Origin of the sequence: Streptobacillus ratti (assembly GCF_001891165.1) — a bacterium.
GTDB lineage: Bacteria > Fusobacteriota > Fusobacteriia > Fusobacteriales > Leptotrichiaceae > Streptobacillus > Streptobacillus ratti.
Window position 1 is genome coordinate 1 of record NZ_LKKW01000020.1, and the last position, 20,871, is coordinate 20,871.

22 protein-coding genes are annotated in these 20,871 nt (G+C 26.4%); 2 read left to right on the forward strand and 20 right to left on the reverse strand.

Going from position 1 to position 20,871, the window contains the following annotated elements; translation table 11 throughout:
* Positions 1-155: 155 nt before the first annotated feature.
* From BT993_RS04425 to BT993_RS04435, 3 genes are all read right to left on the reverse strand, one after another.
* A complete protein-coding gene (locus BT993_RS04425) occupies positions 156-1,115 on the reverse strand; it encodes a type I phosphomannose isomerase catalytic subunit (protein ID WP_072593417.1) in 960 nt (319 codons plus the stop codon).
* A 151-nt stretch (positions 1,116-1,266) separates the two neighbouring features.
* Entirely contained in the window at positions 1,267-1,563 is a 297-nt protein-coding gene (locus tag BT993_RS04430; protein ID WP_072593418.1) for a YolD-like family protein, read from the reverse strand.
* Positions 1,556-2,815: a Y-family DNA polymerase gene (locus BT993_RS04435; protein WP_072593419.1), complete on the reverse strand. Its 1,260-nt coding sequence runs from the start codon at positions 2,813-2,815 to the stop codon at positions 1,556-1,558. Before BT993_RS04435 ends, BT993_RS04430 begins: the two co-directional genes overlap by 8 nt.
* Before the next feature lie 187 nt (positions 2,816-3,002).
* Between BT993_RS04435 and BT993_RS04440 the strand changes: the two genes are divergently transcribed.
* Positions 3,003-3,725 carry a GntR family transcriptional regulator gene (locus BT993_RS04440; RefSeq protein ID WP_158007932.1) on the forward strand — a complete coding sequence of 241 codons (723 nt, stop codon included), beginning with the start codon at positions 3,003-3,005 and terminating at the stop codon, positions 3,723-3,725.
* 2 nt (positions 3,726-3,727) lie between these two features.
* Complete coding sequence (ilvA, locus tag BT993_RS04445) at positions 3,728-4,933, forward strand: threonine ammonia-lyase (protein ID WP_072593421.1); 1,206 nt, start codon at positions 3,728-3,730, stop codon at positions 4,931-4,933.
* Positions 4,934-4,970: 37 nt separating this feature from the next.
* Here the strand turns inward: ilvA and BT993_RS04450 are convergent, their stop codons facing one another.
* The 17 genes from BT993_RS04450 to BT993_RS04530 form a co-directional block, all read right to left on the reverse strand.
* Positions 4,971-6,452: an alpha-amylase family glycosyl hydrolase gene (locus BT993_RS04450; protein WP_072593422.1), complete on the reverse strand. Its 1,482-nt coding sequence runs from the start codon at positions 6,450-6,452 to the stop codon at positions 4,971-4,973.
* Positions 6,453-6,508: 56 nt separating this feature from the next.
* On the reverse strand, positions 6,509-7,279 hold the full coding sequence (gene map, locus BT993_RS04455) for a type I methionyl aminopeptidase (protein ID WP_072593423.1): 771 nt from the start codon (positions 7,277-7,279) through the stop codon (positions 6,509-6,511).
* An 18-nt stretch (positions 7,280-7,297) separates the two neighbouring features.
* Positions 7,298-7,939 (reverse strand): adenylate kinase, encoded by a 642-nt coding sequence (locus BT993_RS04460; protein ID WP_072593424.1) that lies wholly within the window; start codon positions 7,937-7,939, stop codon positions 7,298-7,300.
* Between the two features lie 93 nt (positions 7,940-8,032).
* Entirely contained in the window at positions 8,033-8,980 is a 948-nt protein-coding gene (locus BT993_RS04465; RefSeq protein WP_072593425.1) for an alpha/beta hydrolase fold domain-containing protein, read from the reverse strand.
* Positions 8,981-9,082: 102 nt separating this feature from the next.
* Entirely contained in the window at positions 9,083-10,306 is a 1,224-nt protein-coding gene (locus tag BT993_RS04470) for a phosphopentomutase (RefSeq protein ID WP_072593426.1), read from the reverse strand.
* Positions 10,299-11,450 carry an alanine racemase gene (locus BT993_RS04475; protein WP_072593427.1) on the reverse strand — a complete coding sequence of 384 codons (1,152 nt, stop codon included), beginning with the start codon at positions 11,448-11,450 and terminating at the stop codon, positions 10,299-10,301. Before BT993_RS04475 ends, BT993_RS04470 begins: the two co-directional genes overlap by 8 nt.
* Before the next feature lies 1 nt (position 11,451).
* Positions 11,452-12,552: an aminotransferase class V-fold PLP-dependent enzyme gene (locus BT993_RS04480; RefSeq protein WP_072593428.1), complete on the reverse strand. Its 1,101-nt coding sequence runs from the start codon at positions 12,550-12,552 to the stop codon at positions 11,452-11,454.
* A gap of 9 nt (positions 12,553-12,561) precedes the next feature.
* Entirely contained in the window at positions 12,562-13,782 is a 1,221-nt protein-coding gene (locus BT993_RS04485; RefSeq protein ID WP_072593429.1) for a serine hydrolase, read from the reverse strand.
* A 1-nt stretch (position 13,783) separates the two neighbouring features.
* The gene (locus BT993_RS04490) at positions 13,784-14,662 is read right to left on the reverse strand and encodes a phosphotriesterase family protein (protein WP_072593430.1); all 879 of its coding nucleotides are present in this window, start codon (positions 14,660-14,662) and stop codon (positions 13,784-13,786) included.
* 7 nt (positions 14,663-14,669) lie between these two features.
* Positions 14,670-15,974 (reverse strand): YhfT family protein, encoded by a 1,305-nt coding sequence (locus BT993_RS04495; RefSeq protein ID WP_072593431.1) that lies wholly within the window; start codon positions 15,972-15,974, stop codon positions 14,670-14,672.
* A 3-nt stretch (positions 15,975-15,977) separates the two neighbouring features.
* The gene (locus BT993_RS04500; RefSeq protein WP_072593432.1) at positions 15,978-16,331 is read right to left on the reverse strand and encodes a DUF2620 family protein; all 354 of its coding nucleotides are present in this window, start codon (positions 16,329-16,331) and stop codon (positions 15,978-15,980) included.
* Between the two features lies 1 nt (position 16,332).
* Positions 16,333-16,692, reverse strand: a complete 360-nt coding sequence (locus BT993_RS04505) for a PRD domain-containing protein (RefSeq protein ID WP_072593433.1) — start codon at positions 16,690-16,692, stop codon at positions 16,333-16,335.
* Positions 16,693-16,736: 44 nt separating this feature from the next.
* Positions 16,737-17,642: a GntR family transcriptional regulator YhfZ gene (gene yhfZ, locus BT993_RS04510; protein WP_072593434.1), complete on the reverse strand. Its 906-nt coding sequence runs from the start codon at positions 17,640-17,642 to the stop codon at positions 16,737-16,739.
* 132 nt (positions 17,643-17,774) lie between these two features.
* A complete protein-coding gene (locus BT993_RS04515; RefSeq protein WP_072593435.1) occupies positions 17,775-18,920 on the reverse strand; it encodes a MalY/PatB family protein in 1,146 nt (381 codons plus the stop codon).
* A gap of 1 nt (position 18,921) precedes the next feature.
* Positions 18,922-20,109, reverse strand: coding sequence for a PTS fructose transporter subunit IIC (locus BT993_RS04520; RefSeq protein WP_072593436.1), 1,188 nt, complete (start codon positions 20,107-20,109; stop codon positions 18,922-18,924).
* A 17-nt stretch (positions 20,110-20,126) separates the two neighbouring features.
* Positions 20,127-20,429 (reverse strand): PTS fructose transporter subunit IIB, encoded by a 303-nt coding sequence (locus BT993_RS04525; RefSeq protein ID WP_083557390.1) that lies wholly within the window; start codon positions 20,427-20,429, stop codon positions 20,127-20,129.
* 13 nt (positions 20,430-20,442) lie between these two features.
* Positions 20,443-20,871: a PTS sugar transporter subunit IIA gene (locus BT993_RS04530; protein ID WP_072593438.1), complete on the reverse strand. Its 429-nt coding sequence runs from the start codon at positions 20,869-20,871 to the stop codon at positions 20,443-20,445.

A 20,871-nucleotide genomic window follows, 5' to 3' on the forward strand; every position in this document is an offset into this window, starting at 1 on the left:
TTGTTTGCTTTATTTATTCCTTCTCTTTCCATTGTCCTTGTCCTTAATCGAACTCAATTATATTAACATATCATTTTTTCTTTGTCAATATTTTTTTATACTTTTTTTGATTTATTTTTTTATTTTTTATTTAAATATCGTTTTTACTTGCTTTTTTACTTAGATAAACTTCTTAAAATTTCTAATTTACCCTCTATAACAATTTTTACATTGGCTGGAATAAGTAAAGTTTCTCCTTTTTTTATACTCATACTTTCAACTTCACTTATTATCTCTCCACTACCATCAAGTATAGAATATATCATCATATCTTTATTAATATCCTCAAATCTATCTTCTATTCTTATTTTATCAATAGAGTAATATGGAGTATTTGAAATATTTTTTCTAAATTCTCCTTCTTTAAAGTTAGTATCAAGTACCTTAGGTTTTAATGAAAAATCTATGACATCTGACGCATCTTCTAAATGTAATTCTCTTAATTTCCCATTTTCCAATCTATCAAAATCATATATTCTGTATGTTATATCTGAATTTTCTTGTATTTCAGCAAATATTACAGATCCCTCAAGACTTGCATGAACTGTACCTGGTATCACATCTATCATATCTCCTGGTTTAACAGATACTTCCTCAAACATATCAGTAAAATCATTTTTTCTTGTTTTTTCTAAAAAACTTTCCTTATCATATCCAGGTTTCATACCCATAATCAATTTAGCATCATCACTTGCATACATAATATACCATGATTCATATTTACCAAGTTCATTATGTTTTTTTAATGCAACTTCATCACTTGGATGCACTTGTATAGATAATCTATCATTTACATCTAAATATTTTATCAACAAAGGAAATCTATCAAGATGATTTTTATATATTTCTTCTCCAACTAATTCCCCCTTATATTCTTCAAATAATTCTTGTAAACTTTTACCCTTAAGCACACCATTAGATACAATACTCATACCATTAGCATGCGATGAAACTTCCCAAGACTCACCGTAATCTCTATCATCTGGTAACTTTATTCCCAATTTTTTTTCTAAATTTTTACCTCCCCACACTTTAGGTATTAATACTTTTTCAAATTTTAATGGATATAGTTTCATATTCTTACCTCTTTCTTTATTTTTCTTACACTTAAATACTATCAAATTTTAAAGAAATAGTCTATATTTAAACTTCTATTTATACCTTTTATACCTTATTTTCTATTTTAATTTTCTATATCAAACTTCTAATTATACTTTATCTTTAATTTTAAATTTCTATTTCTACAATATCTTCTATACTTATTTTTTCCTTAATAATAACTATAATCCCATTTTCTAAATCTATATTTGACACCTTACCAAATGTTTCCACATAACCCTTTTCCTTATACCACTTAATTTTTAAAATATCACCTTTCCTAATATTATTAATTTTAAAGTTAAGTTCCTCATATTGTTCTTCTGACAATTCCATTCTTTCTTGTAATAAAATTTCTTTTTCATGTATTAATTCATAAAATCCTTTAAGTGGAGAATAAGACACAAATTGTTTTGCTCTATCCATTATGACCTCCTATCAATTTATTCCTAGTTTTAATTGTTGATTTTTCATTCATACTTCTTCCTTTAAGAATTGCATTTTTACCAAATTTTTCTTTTATTTTTAATATTGCTTTTTGAGCTTTTTCATTTTTTTCATCTAAAATAGTGTCATTAAAAATTTCCTTTTGTATCCAAGCATCTTCAACTATGTTATTAAGAGATAAAATTATTTGTTTAATCTTTAAATTTTTATCAACCTTTTCATCAAAAAACATCGTATATATTTTAGATAATTTTTTAAATGAATTTGTTCTTATTCCTATATTTTTACTACCACCAACTTTTTTTCTATCAGCACCACTATATCTTATTCCTAAATAAATATTATCAATAGTATAATTAAAAGCAACAAGTTCCAAAACTAAATTATCTAACATTTCAAGCATAATCATCTTAGCATCTTTGAAATTATAGTCCTCAAATAATATCTGTGAATTTGAAATTGATTTAGTTTTTGATTTATATTCCTTTATTTCTACTATAGTACAAGGTTCAATTCCACGTGAATGTTCTATTAAAAACAAAGCATTTTCTCCAAATTCATTATACAATACACTTTCATTCATCAAAGAAAGAGAATACAGGTCATAAACTCCATATTTTTCTAGTCTTTTAGCTATCCCTTTCCCTATATTCCATATATCTGTAATTGGTTTATGTTTCCATATATATTTTTTAAACCTTTTTAAATCTAACATTCCTATTTCATCTTTTGTCTTTTTAGCAACTACATCTAAAGCAACTTTAGCCAAAAAAAGATTAGTTCCTATTCCTACACTAGATGGTATTTTCATTTCTTCAAAAACAGCATTTTTTATCATTATAACTATATCTTTAGCTCTCATATTATATAGTTTTAAATATGGTGTAATATCTATAAAACATTCATCTATAGAATATATGTATATATCTTCTGGAGCAAAATATCTTAAATATATCGCATATATATCAGCAGAATATTTCATATATAGTTTCATTCTAGGCATAGCTTTAATGTATTCTATATTTTGTGGTATTTCAAAAATTCTACATCTATTCTTAACACCCTGTTTTTTCATACAAGGAGTTATAGCTAAAGTTATAGCTCCATTACCTCTTGTTTCATCTGCAACAACAAGATTAGTTGTAAAAGGATCTAAATTTCTTTCTGCACATTCAACAGAAGCATAAAAACTTTTAAAATCTATACAAGCATACACTTTTTCTTCAACCATATACAATATTTCACCTACTTTTCCGTAATATTTTTATACCTAAAAACAATTTATAAGCACCTTACGTTATAATTATATTACAAAAACGTGTGAAAAACAAGATATTTTTTTACTAAAATCTATTCATATTTAATAATTTTTACTGTATAATACAAATAGTAGAGATAAATTGATGGAGGTGAAAATCTTGAAAGAAAATGAACATTTTTATTATTCTATATATGAAGAATTTAAAAAAAATATTTTAAATGGTAACTTTAAAGTTGGAGATAAGCTTGAATCTGAAAGAAATTTATCTCAAAAATATGGCGTAAGTAGAAATACTATACGTTCAACTCTAAATTTACTAGAAAAAGACGGGTATATTTTTAAAGTTCATGGTAAAGGTAATTTTATTGCTAGTCCAAAAATGAATCAAAACCTCAACTCTTTCTATAGTTTTTATGAAAATATTAAATCAGCTGGTAAAGTTCCTAAATCTGAAATAGTCTTTCATAAAATTATAAAAGCAGATTTTAAATTTTCAGAAATTTTTAGGATACCTCTAAATTCAAAAATAATATACTTTGAGAGATTGCGTTTTATGGATAATGACCCAATAATATTTGAAAAAACTTATCTACCAATGTATAGATTTAACGGGTTTAATCTCCTTGAATTAAATCATGAATCTATGTATAATATTTTTGAAAATAAACATAATATTACTTTTTCTAAAGCAGTTGAAACATTAAAACCTATACTTATTTCTAATAAAAAAGAAAAAGAATTACTTAATTTAAATGAAAATAGTATAGGAATGAGTATAATTAGAACCACATATGAAAAAGAAAAAATAATTGAATATACTATATCAAACATTAAAAATGATGTATTTGAATACAGTATAACATTAAATAAAGGATGGTAAAAATGATTAAATTAGATGATATAAAAAAGGCAAATGAAAATATTAAAAGCTCCATTAAAAGAACTCCTCTTATTGAATGCCCCTTACTAAGTCATATGACTAATTCCAATATATATTTGAAACTTGAAAATTTACAAAAAACAGGTTCTTTCAAAGCTAGAGGTGCGATAAATAAGATAATGAATTTAACAGAAGAAGAAAAAAAACGTGGTGTAATTGCATCATCTGCTGGAAATCATGCTCAAGGAGTTGCACTTGGAGCTAAACAAGCTGGAATTAAGGCAACTATTGTAATGCCAAAATTTGCCCCTATATCTAAAATACTTGCAACTAAAAGTTATGGAGCCGAAGTAATACTTGAAGGAGAAACATTTAACGATGCTTATGAACACGCTTTAAAAATTCAAGCAGAAAATAATTATGTGTTTTTACATGCGTTTGATGATGATGAAATCATAGCTGGTCAAGGTACTATAGGTCTTGAAATATTTGAAGATTTAAAAAATGTTGATGTTGTATTATGCCCAGTAGGTGGTGGAGGAATAATGGCTGGTATAGCCGTTGCTCTTAAAGCATTAAAACCTGATGTTAAATTAATAGGAGTAGAAGCTGCTAATATGCCTTCAATGAAAAAAGCGTTAGAAAATCATGGACCTTTATTAGTTACTGGACCTCAAACTATAGCAGACGGTATTGCTGTAGGTCGTGTTGGAAATAAAACACATGAAATATTCCATAATTTAGTAGATGATGTAGTAATAGTAGATGAAGATGAAATAGCACAGGCAATTTTATTTTTAATGGAAAAATCAAAAGTTGTTGCTGAGGGTGCTGGAGCTACTGCTCTTGCTGCCGTACTTTCAAATAAAGTAAATATTAAAGGATTAAATGTTGCTATAGTTATATCTGGTGGTAACATAGATATTACTAATATTGAAAAAATCGTAAATAGAGCTCAAATAATACAAAATAAGAGAGCTAAATTAAATATTTTAGTTAAAGATATGGTTGGTGAATTAAGTAAAATAACTAAAATTATTTCAGAAGAACATGCAAACATACTATATTTAAACCAAACAAGATATTCTAATGATTTAAAAATAAATGAGCAATTATTAGAAATCGTTATAGAATGTGTAGATAGCAATCATCTTCAAGGTGTACTTAATAAATTAACAGAAAAGAATTTTAATTTTACATTAGTTTAAAATAACTAGGGATAATCAAATGATTATCCCTAATTAATTATATAATTTTACTTTCATAATAATTTAAAATTATTTCTTTTTCATTTAAAATTACTTTTTGTTCTTTATTTGATAAATTATGAAGAACTATTTTTTCACTATTTTTATACTTCATCTTATATGCAAAAACCTTATTATTCCCTGTTTCTATAGCTTCAAATTTCCCATATTTTAGTTCATCATTTTCTTTTCTAATATTTATCCATAACTTATAATGGTTTAAAAGTGAATTAGCATCACTTTTTTGACTATAATAATCTTTTGTTTCTGTATTAAGTTCTATAGCTTCCCATTTTGTTTGAAATTCATCATTCCATATATATGGTTCTCTTATTAATTCATCTGGTTTTTTACCTTTCATTCCTAATTCTTCACCATAATATATGTATGGATTTCCAGGTAAAGTAAGTAATATACTTGCAGCCAATTTTTGTCTTTCAATATCAGGTAATTTTTCTGAAAGTCTACTTTGATCATGATTAGTTAAAAATGGTGCATCTATATATTCCTTAGTGCTTTTTTCATATAGGTTATAAACTCTTGTTAGCTTTGAACTAAGTTCTTTAGCATTCTCTCTAATTAAAGCATTAAATATAGCTTTTTCTGAAAATTCAAAATTAAAATTAGAATCAAATACATTAAAATATTTAGCAACTATTTCAGGAGCAGTCCATACTTCTCCTACAATATATACATCTTTTTTAATTTTAATTAATTCATTTCTAAATTCAGACCACCATTTAATATTTTCTTCCATTAAATTAATATCTTTTGGATATTCTCCTTTTCCATAAGCATGTGGAGCTGCATCTATTCTATAACCATCTATACCTACTTCATTTATCCAATATTTAGAAATTTTATGTATTTCTTTTCTAACTTCTTTTTCTCTTAAATTTAAATCTGGCATTCCACTCCAAAAAATACCAAAATATTTTTCTTCATCATTTAAATTATGCCAGGCTATTCCACCAAGTGGAGCTGATTTAAAATTAATATTCTCATTATTATTTTTTTCTATTCTATAGAATTTTCTATATTTACTATTCTTATTCATAAGTACATCTTTAAACCAAGAATGCTCACTACTAGTATGATTAATAGGTAAATCTATAATTACCTTTATACCTAACTTATGACTAGCCTTAACAAGTTCTTTAAAATCTTCTATACTTCCATATTCAGAATCTATGTTATAGTAATCAGTAACATCATATTTATGATAACTTGGAGAAGAAAAAATTGGAGTAAGCCATAATCCCTCTATTCCTAAATCTTTAAGCTCAGGTAGTTTTGCTCTTATACCATTTAAATCTCCTATACCATCTCCATTAGAATCTGCAAAAGATCTAACAAATATTTCATAATATATTCCTGTTTTTGCTATTTTATCCTCATGTGTATTTTCATATTTATTTGATTTAGAACAACTAAATATTAATGTAATCATGACCATTAATATTAAAATACTTTTTTTCATAAATTTACCTTTCCAGTCTTTATCCAAAAATAGAGGTAGCTCAAACTACCTCTAACCTATTTTTGACTTAATATTAATGGTTTCCCATCTACTACTGCAACAGAGTGTTCAAAATGTGCTGATCTTTTCTTATCTTGAGTAACTACTGTCCACATGTCTTTTAAAATTTTAACCTTAAATGTCCCTATATTTACCATAGGTTCTATGGCTATTACTAAACCATTTTCTATTTTTAAACCTGTATTTGCTTTACCATAATTTAATACATAAGGGTCTTCGTGCATAGCAAATCCTACACCATGTCCTGAAAAATCTCTTACAACTGAAAATCCAAATTTCTCTACATATTGTTGTATAGCAAATCCTATATCCCCTATTCTATTTCCTACCCTAGCTTGTTCTATTCCTATTTCTCTAGCTTTTTCTGTAACTTCTAAAAGTTTTCTTGATTTATCATCAATATTTCCAACAGCAAATGTCTTAGCAGCATCTCCAAAATATCCATCAAGTATTGTAACTGTATCTAAAGAAAGTATATCTCCCTCTTTTAATATCTCAGTTTTACTTGGTATTCCATGAACAACCTTTTCATTTATTGAAATACAAGTACTTGCAGGATAAGGTGGATATGGCCAACCTATATCATAATCCTTAGTACCTGGAATTGCACCTTGGCTTATAATATAGTCTTCACATATTGCATCTATTTCCCAAGTTGATATTCCTGGCTTAATATATTTAGGAATAATATCTTCATAAAGTCTAGCAATTATTTCATTAGCTTTCTTTATCTTCTTTATATCCTCTAAAGTTTTTAATTTTACCATTTTTACCCTTTCTGGCTACTATATATTACAATTATTAGATAAAATATATATTATCTCTTCTGTAATATATTTGCTTTCTCTTTCTCCTTGAATTTCAGATACTTTACCTTGTTCTTTATAGTATTCTAAAACAGGAGCAGTTTGATTTTTATAATTTTCTAATCTTTTCTTAACAACTTCTGCAGTATCATCTGCTCTTTGTTCTAAATCTTCTGGATTTTCATCTACAGGTGGATTATATACTATATGATATATTTTACCTGTTTTTTTAGATACCCTTCTCCCTGTAATTCTTTTTAATATTTCATCATCTTCTACAACTAAAGCTATTACTTTTTCTATTGATTTTTCTTGTTTTTCTAGTATTTTATCTAAAGCCTTAGCTTGTTCTACTGTTCTTGGATAACCATCTAAAATAAATCCTTTTTCAGTATCAGCTTCTTTTAATCTTTCTTCTACTAATCCATTAACTATGTCATCTCCAACTAAATTCCCAGCATCCATTAATTTTTTAGCTTCAAGACCAAGTGGAGTTTGATTAGCTATAGCTGCTCTTAATATATCCCCTGTTGATATTTGAGGTATTTCAAATTTTTTTATTAATTCTTTAGCTTGTGTACCTTTACCAGCCCCCGGTGGTCCAAATAAAACTATATTCATATTTATCATCTCCTTAATTTTTTCTAATATAAGTATAACATTTAAAAATTGTGATTGTCAATTTAAGAATGACCTTAATCATATTTATCATTTTTAATTTAAAATATCAACAATCATATCAATAGCTTCTTGTGCTTCTGGTATAGGAAAAAATACATAATCATGAATTAAATTTTCTCTTACAACTAAATTAAATTCAACATTTTCTTTTCTCATTTTATCTGAAAGTAACATTACATCTGGATAAAGTATATCTCTTGTTCCCATAAATATTGTTAAATTCTTTAATGCACTTACATCTCCATAAATTGGACTTAATCTTGAATCTTTTAAATTTTCTCCTCCTGACCAATATTTAGCTGCAACTGTAAGTTTTGAATATTTTAACCAAGGATCAACTTTTTCATAAGTCAATATATCTGGATTTTCCATAGTTAAATCTACCCAAGGTGAAATTACTATTAATTTTTTAGGGCTTTTAATATTAAGTTTTTTAAGTTCTTCTGTAAGGCCCAAAACAAATCCTCCACCAGCACTATCTCCCATTAAAACTACATCATTATCTTTTGATATTTCTTTATATAATTCTATTACCTTATCATATGCCTCTTTAAAATTATGTTTAGGAGCTTTAGGGTAAACTGGTAATATCACACTTATATCAGTTCTTTTTATTAATTTATTTAAAAATTTTAGGTGATTAGGATCTGGTTCATGAACATATGAACCACCATGAAGATAAATAACTTTATCTCCCTTTCCTTTTTCATTTAAATGTAAAACCTGCATACCCATGTATTCTATAATAGGTATATTTTCATATTCTTTAGGAAGTTTATATGTTTCTTCTTCCATTTCATTTTTTTCTTTTAACCATATTTCTGTTTCTTCTTGAGATACTTTTTTATATTCTGTTACTTTTAAATAAAATTCTGCAACAGTTGCCATCACACTTCTTTTATAATAAAACTTTGATGATAAAAAAACTCCTAGTATTAAAAATATTATTATCATTATTATTAATTTAAATATTTGTTTCATATTACTCCTATTCTTTTTAATTAATTTAAATTCAACATTATTATACATTAAAATTAAAAAAGTTAGAATATATTTGTCATATTTTCTAACTTTTAAATTAAATTATCTTTTTATTTCACTTAAATAACTTGTTCCTTGCTCAAGACTATTTTCTATGCCAAAGTATTCAAGAGCAGTAGCTGCTGTATCTGACATTGTTTCCCTAAGACCTATATATTTTACATTTCCTTTCATATTAGTTTTTGAATATATCATTAATGGTACATTTTCTCTAGTATGCTGAGAATGTCCTATAGTTGGATCATTTCCATGATCTGCCGTTACTACTAATATATCTTCATCATTTAATATGTCTATAATTTTTTGTATATAATTATCTGATATTGTAAGTATATTAGAATATCTTTCAGAATTCTGAGAATGACCTGATAAATCTGTTTCTTGAACATTTATACAAAAATATCCTCTATCACTTTTATTTAATTCTTCTAATGTTAATTCAAGTATTTTTTGAGTATCTACTAAATTAATAAAACTATTACCTTTTTCGTTAAATACTATATCTGCAACCTTACCTATTAATGTTACATTTATACCTGAATTAACTAAAATATGTGGTATTTGAGTTTTAGGGTCTACTCCATATCCCATATGTCTTACCATATATCCCTCTTCATAAACTAAAGAAAGAGGAGCATCTATACCCATATATTTTTCTTCTTTTTCTCTAGCTGCTAAAAGTATAGATTCTTTAGTTGCCTTAGTCCCTCCAAATACTATTACTCTTTCTACTTTAACAATATCTCTAACTATCTTAGCTATTTCTAATTCTTCCTCAAAAGTAATTTCTTTAAAACTAGTCGTAACATTATATACCTGTCCTAAATCTGTTTCCAAATTATCTCCTATGGCTACCTTATCATTTACCCATAAAAATTTAATTTTATCTCCCTTTTTTTCTACAATATATCCTTTTTCTATTAATGCTTTTTCTACTTCATCAATATAGAAAGAAAATGGTTTAATTAATGGTTTTTCTGTTTTAGTTCCCATAATTTCTTGATGACCTAAAAAAGTATCGCCTCCATGATGTTGTAATTTTGATTTTCCTATTATACAATTATCTACTTTTTTCATTAATTCAGTTTCATAATTCAATATATTCATTAATCCCATTTTTTCAAGTGTTGACCATTTACTATCTTTAACTTTTTCCAATATATGTAAAGCTGTATTTGAACCATAATCTCTTTTTCTAACTTCTAATACATCGTCCATATATCCTACACCAAAACCATCTAAAACTAATACAATAAATCTACCCATTATTTATCCTTCTTTCTAAACCTTGAGAACTATATCTTCCTACAACTTTAACATTCCCACTTCTTATACCCTCTAAAAGTATTACATCTGATCTTGTTACAAACATTTGTGTTCTAAAACAAAGTATTATTGGACTAAATACCTTGTATTCTCCCTGCATAGATAAATAATAGTCTATATTATCTGGACAAAATTTATCTACTTCAACTATTTTAGTATCTATATATCCATTTTTCATGTTTCCTCTTGAATAATACCCACCACCATAAAAATAGCTTTTACCCTCAAAATTATGAGATATTTCAGAAATATATAAATAGGCTGGTAATTCTTGTCCATATTCTTTATTAAACGGAACACTCCCAGTTAACGCATGTCCTGGTTCTGCATGTGTTCCACCATATTTAGCTATTAATTCCATATTTTCAACAGTAGTTACTGATGGTAAATTTATGTGTTTTATCTCTATTCCCTCATTTTCTAATATTTCTTTAGCCTTTAGTACTGAAAATAGATTATTTGTTTCTTCTATTTTTCTTGTTTCATCTGAATAGAGAAAACATGGAAATGAAGTAAGACCTGTTAATCTAACTCCTTTTAATTTAGCTATTTTGGGCAAATTTTTTTTAACTTCATCTAAAGTAAATCCTGCCTCTTGTCCTGGATAAACATTTAGATTTTTTTCTATTATTCTTAACATAATATTTTGAACTTTTCCAATTTTTTCTGAAATACTAGAAATTTCTTCTATCATTTCTATTGAATATACTGTAATAATATCACAACCATATGAAATAACCTTAGGTAAAAAACTTTTAGGCATTTGTACTAAATGTCCAATATTTCCTAATTTAAGTCTATTTTCCATCATTACTTCCACTTCTTTAAAATCTACACACACAGAGCCAATATATCCAATTTCTTCAAGTTTTTTAGCTATATATGGATTTCTTCCTATTTGCTTAAGCATATAGTATAGCTTAATATTATATTTTTTAGCCTCATTTAATATTTTTTGAGCATTCTCAAGCAATGTATCAACATCAATAAAATATGTATCTGGTAATATTTCTCCTTTTTTATATTCATTTAATGCTGCATCAACAAATTTCTTATTATCCTTAAGTAATCTATTTAAAAACAAATTATTCTCCCCTTTCTAAATATGCCTTTTCTATAATTTTAGCTATAGTTTCTGCACCTGATCTATTTGGATTTATTCTTATCATTTTTTCTGCCAATGCAGGGTTACTTTGTAAAAAAGTACCTGACACTCTATAAATCAGTGGCGAAATCTCAAATTTAGATTCTGCTCCTACAGGATGAGATAATGCTCCAAATTCTACACTCTTTTGTATAATTTTCTTGGCAATATTTTCTTCAAATTCAAGTAATAAGACCTTTGATTGAGCATTAGCTATATATACATTTTTAATATATGGAAATCTTTCTTTATCTTTAAATAATATATTTAATTTTTCTATTTCTCTTGCTTGAATAGCTAATGAAACAGGAGCATATACTAGACCTCTCAGTACTTCCATGGCTTCAAATCCTTGAACTTGTGAACCACCAGAATAATTGTTTTTTCTCATATTTTTAATGAATTTTTCTTTTCCAATAATTAATCCTACCCCTAATGGTCCAAGCAATTTAAAACAAGAAAATGCTGAAATATCTGCTCCCATTTCTACTCCATTTTTTCTAGTTTTTAAAACTGCATAATTATCATCTATTATTATATGTATATCTTTATCTATACCCTTAACTTTATTAATTACTGTTTCCAAATCATAACTATCATTAAGACTTTGTCTTGTATGTTGAAGCAAAATAACTCTTATACCTTTTTCTTTAATATATGATTCTAAATTACTTAAATCATTAAAATCATACTTTAAAATATTTAATTTCATAGCTTTTAAATTAACTTCACTAGTTTTATATATCGGTCCATCATGAACTAATATTTTATCTTCATTTTCTAATAATTCAAAAAAAGATAATCTTAAAGCATTAGTCCCTGAGCCTCTTACTAAAAAGGCATCTTCTGCATTAAAGAATTTTGCAAGTATTTTTTCTACAGTTCTCGTTCTAATCGGCATATTATTTGTTTTTTCTACACCAATATCCCCTAAATTTAAAAAATCTATTCCATTAATATTTTCTGTTATTAACTCTACTAATCTAAATTGTTTTTCTATTGCTTCATCTAAAGTCATAGATAATAAAGGGTAAGTTTCCATTTTAATCTCCTAATTGTATAATTTATTTCCAACTAATTTCATCACTTCTCTAGCATACTGCCAAGTTGATTTATACATAGTTTTATCATTAACTCCAAAATTTTGCTTATTTGTCAAAATTATTACCTGTATATGATCTTTTAAATCATAAACTACTTGTGTCCCTGTAAATCCAGTATGTCCAACAAAATTTTCATTTGCATAAACTCCCATATATCCAGATTTTTCTCCACCTCTATTTATTTCATAGCCATATCCATGACCAAACTTACTCTGAATTTTAGTAAATTCTTCCTTTATATTCTTAGAATATATTGTTTTACCATTAAACGTACCATTGTTTAATAAAACTTCTCCTAAAATATATAAATCATATGCTGTAGAGAATAATCCTGCATGACCTGCAATACCATTATTTGCATAATATGAATTACCATCATTAACAGTACCTGTTAAAGTATTTCTTCTCCAGTATCTAAAAGAGTCAAAATTTTCATTTATTTTATATCCAAAGTTTTCATCTTTTACCATTCTTTCCTCAAAAGGATTACCATGTGAAGTAGATGCTATTTCTTTTTCTGGATAAATTTCAAGAGGTAAAAATCTTGTTCTTACTAATCTTAAAGGATAATATATATTTGTGTATAAATAATTATCTAATCTCATATTAGTAACTTTTTCTATTATAAAACCTAGCATCATAAATGATAAATCACTATATTTTCTTGCACTACCTGTAGGATATTCTAGTTCTAAGTTATTAATATATTCTAAAACTTCTTTACTATTTTTAGCATGATAATATATTGGTAACCATGGAGTAAGACCTGAAGTATGTGTTAATAAATCTCTAACTTTTACTTTTTCTTTACCATTTTTACCGAATTCAGGTATATATGTCATAACTTTCTCATCTAAATTTATTTTACCCTCACTTACAAGTTTCATCATAGCTTGAGTTGTAGCAAATATTTTAGTTAATGAAGCTATATCAAATATATTATCTTTTTTCATTTCTCTAATTTTTTCTTTTCCATTTTCTAAAACTTGTGCATTACCTAATGCTTTATAATAAAGTATCTTCCCATCTTTTGCAACAAGAATTACTGACCCTGGCATAACCTTATCTTCTATATATTTTTTAGTTATTACATCAATTTCATCAAAATTTGTTGCAAAAATATTAATAGAAAATATAAAGCTTAGTAAAATATATATTATTTTTTTCATTTTAATCACCTCCAAAAAATTTTTTGGGATTATCAATTAACATCATTTCAATTGATTCTTCTTTTATTCCTGCTTCTCTTAATTTAGGTAAAAATATATCAAATAGATATGAATAACCTATTCCACCCATATATTCCATATTGGATTTTCTAGTTATATCCATAGACAAGAATAATTTATTAATAAATCCCTCTTTTTCTATTTGTTTCAACATTTCTACTCTTAAATCATCTGAAAGATAATTATTTTTCCCTATAGTATCAAATTCAACATATGCTCCCTCTTTTAACATGGATAATATGTATTGTATATCTCCACTTAAATCAACATGGCCTATAACTACCTTTGATAAATCTACATTATGTTTCTTAAAAAATTCTATTTGTTCTAAACCATAAGTACCTAAAGTAGTATGAGTAGTTATTGGAACTCCTGTTTTCTTATGTGCTTTTATTGCACTTAAAAATACTTTTTCTTCAAGTTCTTTCATTTCATTAAGTGATGTCCCTATTTCACCTATAATACCTGCCTTAATTTCTGTTCCATCTATACCAACTTCTATATCTTTAATTATTAATTCTGAAAGCTCATCAACACTCATACTTTCCACAAATTCAGGCAAAAATGGTGTTTTATAAAAACCTGTTGAAAATATGAAGTTAATTTTACTTTCTTTTTGTATATCATTTACATAATTAACATCTCTTCCCATGCCCATATTAGTAACTTCAACTATATTTCTAACACCTTTTGAGTATAACTTTTTCATTTCCTTTATCATTTCTTCTTTTGCATCTAATCTGCAATCTAAATTATTTTTATGTTTTGATAAATCTATAAATATATGCTCATGTGTAAGTGTATATCCTTTTTTTAACATATTTCTCCTATCCAGCAACTACAGGTACAAAAAGTTTAATTAAATATAGTACATTTAAGATAATACCAAATAATATAGTTGCTATTGGTCCTAATGCCATATCCACTAATGGTTTCTTACTTGCTCTATTTAATAAATATATCCCTATAACAAATAAATATCCAAGTCCATTATTACCAGCCATATCATTACATGCAATCATAGCTCCTACAAGTAAAGCAATCTCTAATACTTTAGTCATACTAGTTCTAATTTGATCTCCACAAGCTTTAATTCCTGGAAATTTATCTAATAATGCTGCTATTTTCTCAAGTAATAATATTTCTACTCCTAAAGTTAAAGCTCCTAAAACAAAGGCAATAATAGGGTTTGTTATAAATATACCTATAGCAAATACAAATGTTAATCCAGTTGGACCATATACTCCTGTTGTAATTGCAGTTGTAGCAACTAAAGGTATAAATCCTATAGTTCTTGAAAGTGAAGTTATACCTGCATCAAAATATTGACCTTGATCTATTAAATTTAATGAAATAGGATCTCCAGCTAATATTTTTAGACTTACTGCTGCTGCAACTAATCCACCCATTAATGAAAGAATTAAAATATTTTTCTTAACTCTTGCTACTCTTTCTGAAAATATTCCTACGAGTGCAGTATTAGAATTAGTAGATTTTGTTTTATCATTAATAGCAAACATCAACATTACAATAACACCTATAAGTAATGCTATTCCATCAGCATTTAAACTAATAGGTAGTTTATTTACAGAAAATTTACCATATACTGATATTAATTGTCTTGAAATTAATACAATTAATAAAGATATAATACCTTTTTTTACACCATATTGATAACCAACAACTAAAACTGGGAATACAGCAAATGCTACAATAATAGGCTTCCCTATTGCTGATAAATTACTTAAAAAATTAACTGGTAATTTAGAAAATATATCAATTATTGCCTGTAATCCTAAAACTAAACCTATACCATAGATAGCTCCTACAATACAAGAAAATATTATACCTTTTTTATTTTTTGAAAAAGCTGTCCCTATAATATCTGTTCCAAGAAGTATACTATGTATAAGTATAATAGATTTACCTATAGAAAATGGAATTCCAAAACCAATAACTAAACCAAAACTTAAAGCAAAACTCGTTGCAAAAAGTGATTTTCTATCCATTCTTCCTTCTAAGTTTTCAGGAATTAAAGGTCTTAATCCATCATTAAATACTGCTATTCCTTGATTGGCTAAAACCGAAGCAAGACCAGCTAACATTGCAATCACAATAATTTTAATAAACATAAACTATCCTCCTATATATTTTTTTATCATTTCTATACTTTTTTCTGCACCATTAGGAGTAAATCCAAATGCAACTTTTCCTTTTTCAATACCTAATTTAACCTCAACTTCATCTAAAATCATTCCTGGAGAAGTTACTGTTAAACATTTATCTGCACCTAATATTGCAATAGCCATAGCTAATGCTCCTCCACCACCTGTATTACAAGCACCAAAATAATAATCATAATCTCCCATTTTAATGGACATAGCTGCATCTATATCTGATTTAATATCTATAGTAGCCTCAGGAATTTCTCTTTGTAAAATTCTTGCCACCATTTCTTTGTCAATTTGACCTCCTACTACTATTTTCATTCTAATTACCTCCTAATAAAGTTATTAAATGTGTTATCATAAATCCATATTCATTTTCAGCTATTTTTTCTCCTAAAATTTCTTCTATAGAAAAATATATTTCTTTTGCCATATCATAACTTGAAAAATTTTTTAACTCTTCTAATTCATCATCTTCTAAAGCATTAATCTCTTCATTATTTTTCATTCTTTTTAAAAGCATAGCCAAATGAGTAATAAACATAGAGGCATTTTCTTCATTTAAAGTAATATTATATTTTTCTTTAAACATATCTATTACTTTTAAAATTTTATAAAACATTTCTTCATTTATGATTCCTGCCTGTTTTAAAATATCTATGCGAACTTTCAGTTTTTCCATTCTACCTCCTATTTTCAAAATTTTGAATATTTATGTTAAAAAAATTAATATCTTGGTGGAATCTCTTTATTTAAAACTTGCTTTTGTACTTTAATTATATTCTTTACATCTAATATATCCTTAACCAAACTCTCAATTAACTTATTATTATTTTTAACTACTATTACTGCTTCATTTGCAATATTTTTATCATGTATATCAATTTTTTCAACATTTATATCAGAAAAAATATTTTCTTCTAATTCATCTACACTTAATATAGCTTTATCTATTACACCATTTCTAAGATATTTAATAATATTATCTGAATTAATTTCTATAAATTCACATTCTTTATCTTTAAAATACTGTGTAGAAAAATAGTATTGATCTTCTGAATTTTTATCTATTCCTACTTTAAATCCTGACTTATTATCTTTTAAAGAAAGCAATACATGATCTGAAACATAAGAATTAGGTCCAAATCCCAATACTTTTTTTACTCCTTCTAAAGCTCCAGCCTCATATGCTAATCTTGACATAATAGCAAAATCATATACTCCCTCTTTAAGCATTTTTGTTCTTATACGAGATCCTTGCATATATGCAAAATAAAATGATATTCCTTTTTTAATAAATTCTTCTTTAATAGCTGTTGCAAGTCCTTCATATCTTTTAGTGTATGGAAGTGGCATAACTCCAACTATATGTTTAAGTTCAGCTTTTTCTATTAAAAGCTTTTGTGATTTAAATGTAATTATTTTCCCTAAAGCTCCCTTTTTTTGAAGTTTTATTGCACCAGATAATTCTAGTTCTTCAAAAGCCTTATGCACCGTTCCTATAGATAATCCCAATTCTTCCTTATACTCATAAGTTGATTTCACTCTATCTCCAACATCAAGTATCAATAACTCTCTTGCTATCTTTATCATACCTATATCTACTTTATTTAATACTCTTATTCTATTCATAATTCCTACTTTCAATATTTTGAATATTTAATATATTATACCTTGATTAAATATATTGTCAATATTAGAATGTATAATATAAAAAGGTACTAAATCAAAAAATTAAGATTTAGTACACTTTTATCTATCTTTTTAAACCATCTCTTTTACTGCTTTTTCTAAATATTTTCTAGGTATACCTAAATTTATTCTAATAAATTCTTCTCCATTTGATATAAAATGTGTGCCACTTTCAACTAATATTCCTTTTTTAGCAAGTTCTTTTGTTAATTTTTCACCATTTTTAACCTTTAGCCAAAGAAGATACGATGATTCCATTTTAAATACAGTATATTTCTTTTCGAGTTTTTCTTTTATGAAAATATAGTTTTGGTAGATATATTTACTTAAATCATCTAACCAATCTTCACACAGATTGTACGCATTAATTAATGCAACAAGACCTAATATGTTTGGAGAAGTAATTGAATTTTCTTTCATTTTCATTTCTAATTTTTCTCTTAAATCCTTATTTGGTATTATACTATACGATGTCTTAAGACCACCTAAATTAAATGCTTTATTCGGTGATGAAAGAAAAATTAAATTTTGTAGATATTTTTCATCTAAACCTAAACTACTCTCATGTTTTTTATCAAAAGTCATCTCAGAATGCACTTCATCAGACACAAGTATCACATTATATTTTAAACAAAGACTTGCTACCTTTTCTATCTCATCTCTTGTCCATATTCTACCAGATGGGTTATGTGGATTACAGAAAATTAATAATTTAGGAGAATATTTTTTCATCTTTTCTTCCATATCTTCATAATTTATAAAATACATATCATTTTTTTCTTTTAATGGTGAATAAATTACCTTATTTCCACTATTAACAGCAGAATTATAGAAAGGAGCATAAGCAGGAGTATTAATTAATATATATTCTCCCTTATTTAAATATACTTTATTTAATAAATGTAGTGTAGATACTGTTCCATACCCTATATTTATCCATTCTTTTTCAACATTTACATTATGTCTTCTTTTTTGCCAATCTATTATAGAATTATAGAAATCTAAAGTAAGTGAAGTATATCCTAAACTTCCTTTAATTACATAATCTTGTAATATTTTTGATAATTTTTCTGGAAGTAAAAAATCCATATCAGCTATCCAAAGAGGTATAAATCCTTTAGGGAGATTAACATTGAATTTCTTTTCTATTAAATCCCTATCCCATTTTCTTCTCAAATCAAATTTAGAATCTACCTTTATTTCAAAATTATTTTCCATATTAATCCTCGTCTACTTCTAATTCACCTTTTCTAATTTTATGATTTCTATACAGCACATTTACTATTGCTATTATTATAGCTCCAACAGCAATACCTAAAATATAGCTTGGTAATTTAGTTACAAGTGGCCATGCCCATATTGCTGATTCAGGAAACCATTGTACAGCACCTAACATCACAGCAACCATAGACCCTATTACTGCTGAAACAACATATAGAGTGACAACGAATACTGGATTTTCTAAAGCAAACGGTATTGCTCCTTCTGAAATTCCCATAAATGCTAAAAATATTGAAGTTTTTCCTGCGTTATAAAATTCTTTATTATACACTCTTCTACCAACTAATTTTCTATCTATTAATGTAGAAAGTCCAAGTCCTATAGACGGTACTACTACAGCTATGTTTCTTGCTGTTAAAGGTAAAATTTTATCTGTACTAAATCCAATAGCAACAAAGCTTGCTGCCTTATTAACTGGTCCTCCTAAATCAAATGCTGTTGCAGCTGATGATATTAAAGCATACACATATTCTCCTTGTTTACCTGCTATTTCTAATATATTCCTAATTTGAATATTTAACCAACCACCTATTGGTGTAATTACAAATATCATTGCTATCATACAAATAAGAGCTGCAAGTAATGGTATTAAAAATGTTGTTTTAAAAGCTAACCATTTTTCAGATAATTTAATATTTTGATTTAACCATTTAACTGTATATCCTATGAATATCCCTATAATTATTGCACCAAAAAATCCACTAGGAACTGGAGCAACTTTATCATAAACTCCATTATCTACTAATTTAATTATATGTATAGGTTTATTTGCAACATATCCACCAATAAATCCAGCAGATAAAGCTGTTTTACCACCTATAGAATTAGCAACAAATGCTGCAAACATAGGTATAGCAAATCCAAATAATGTAAATCCAAAACTTTCCATTAAATGGGCAAATTTTAATAATTGCAAACTAAAGCCATTAAACTCTCCTGAATTAATTGCTCCTAATATATTTACACTAGGATCTATTTTAAATAATACATAAGGTATAACTTGTGAAAAAGCTCCTATTAATCCACCCATTATTAATATAGGTATCATGTATGAAATACCTGTCATTATATGTTTATAAAAAGCTTGTACTCCTGAAACTTTTCTACTTCTTTTTTTAATTTCCATATTTATCCTCCTAATTTTTATTCAAAAACTTCTTGTAAAATATCTTTAGCTTCTCTTATAGCCTCTTTTAAACTAACCTCATATACCTCATAATCATCAAATCTTTCTATACCTTGAGGTGTAATTGCTACGGCATGAATTATAGCATCAGCTTCTTGTATATCTTTATAAGTTAATTCATTTTGAATACCATCTGCACCTTGAGTTTCAATTTTAATTTCAATCCCTAATTCATCTGCTGCCTTTTGTAATGAATCTTCTGCCATAAATGTATGAGCAAGGCCCATAGGACATGCACAAATTGCTACTACTTTTTTCATAATTTAACACTCCCTAACTATTTAATATTTTTTCTATTTCTATTTTATCTTCTAATAAATTTAATTTATTTCTAAATTCTGAATTTACTATTTTTGATGATATATCTTTTAATATATCTATATGTCTTTCCACATTATTTTCAGGAACTAATATCATAAATACATGGCTAACCATTTCCTCTTCCTTATCCCAAATCAATGGTTTTAAAGATTTTAAATATATTACTTTTGATTCATTAATATACTTACTCTTACAATGAGGTATAGCAAATCCAAAACCAAGCACTGTATTATCTATTTTTTCTCTAGCAATTACTTCATTTTTAATATTTTCTGATATTTCATCATCTAAATTTAACGATTTTATCATATTTTCTATAATATTTTCTTTATTTATTTCATCAAAATTAATAATGATATTATCTTTTTCAACTATCCTCAT

Coding starts and splice junctions, on each gene's coding strand:
- BT993_RS04425 (WP_072593417.1), bottom strand. CDS start 1,115: ATGAAACTATATCCATTAAAATTTGAAAAAGTATTAATACCTAAAGTG.
- BT993_RS04430 (WP_072593418.1), bottom strand. CDS start 1,563: ATGGATAGAGCAAAACAATTTGTGTCTTATTCTCCACTTAAAGGATTT.
- BT993_RS04435 (WP_072593419.1), bottom strand. CDS start 2,815: ATGGTTGAAGAAAAAGTGTATGCTTGTATAGATTTTAAAAGTTTTTAT.
- ilvA (WP_072593421.1), top strand. CDS start 3,728: ATGATTAAATTAGATGATATAAAAAAGGCAAATGAAAATATTAAAAGC.
- BT993_RS04450 (WP_072593422.1), bottom strand. CDS start 6,452: ATGAAAAAAAGTATTTTAATATTAATGGTCATGATTACATTAATATTT.
- map (WP_072593423.1), bottom strand. CDS start 7,279: ATGGTAAAATTAAAAACTTTAGAGGATATAAAGAAGATAAAGAAAGCT.
- BT993_RS04460 (WP_072593424.1), bottom strand. CDS start 7,939: ATGAATATAGTTTTATTTGGACCACCGGGGGCTGGTAAAGGTACACAA.
- BT993_RS04465 (WP_072593425.1), bottom strand. CDS start 8,980: ATGAAACAAATATTTAAATTAATAATAATGATAATAATATTTTTAATA.
- BT993_RS04470 (WP_072593426.1), bottom strand. CDS start 10,306: ATGGGTAGATTTATTGTATTAGTTTTAGATGGTTTTGGTGTAGGATAT.
- BT993_RS04480 (WP_072593428.1), bottom strand. CDS start 12,552: ATGGAAACTTACCCTTTATTATCTATGACTTTAGATGAAGCAATAGAA.
- BT993_RS04485 (WP_072593429.1), bottom strand. CDS start 13,782: ATGAAAAAAATAATATATATTTTACTAAGCTTTATATTTTCTATTAAT.
- BT993_RS04490 (WP_072593430.1), bottom strand. CDS start 14,662: ATGTTAAAAAAAGGATATACACTTACACATGAGCATATATTTATAGAT.
- BT993_RS04495 (WP_072593431.1), bottom strand. CDS start 15,974: ATGTTTATTAAAATTATTGTGATTGCAATGTTAGCTGGTCTTGCTTCG.
- BT993_RS04500 (WP_072593432.1), bottom strand. CDS start 16,331: ATGAAAATAGTAGTAGGAGGTCAAATTGACAAAGAAATGGTGGCAAGA.
- BT993_RS04505 (WP_072593433.1), bottom strand. CDS start 16,692: ATGGAAAAACTGAAAGTTCGCATAGATATTTTAAAACAGGCAGGAATC.
- yhfZ (WP_072593434.1), bottom strand. CDS start 17,642: ATGAATAGAATAAGAGTATTAAATAAAGTAGATATAGGTATGATAAAG.
- BT993_RS04515 (WP_072593435.1), bottom strand. CDS start 18,920: ATGGAAAATAATTTTGAAATAAAGGTAGATTCTAAATTTGATTTGAGA.
- BT993_RS04520 (WP_072593436.1), bottom strand. CDS start 20,109: ATGGAAATTAAAAAAAGAAGTAGAAAAGTTTCAGGAGTACAAGCTTTT.
- BT993_RS04525 (WP_083557390.1), bottom strand. CDS start 20,429: ATGAAAAAAGTAGTAGCAATTTGTGCATGTCCTATGGGCCTTGCTCAT.
- BT993_RS04530 (WP_072593438.1), bottom strand. CDS start 20,871: ATGAGGATAGTTGAAAAAGATAATATCATTATTAATTTTGATGAAATA.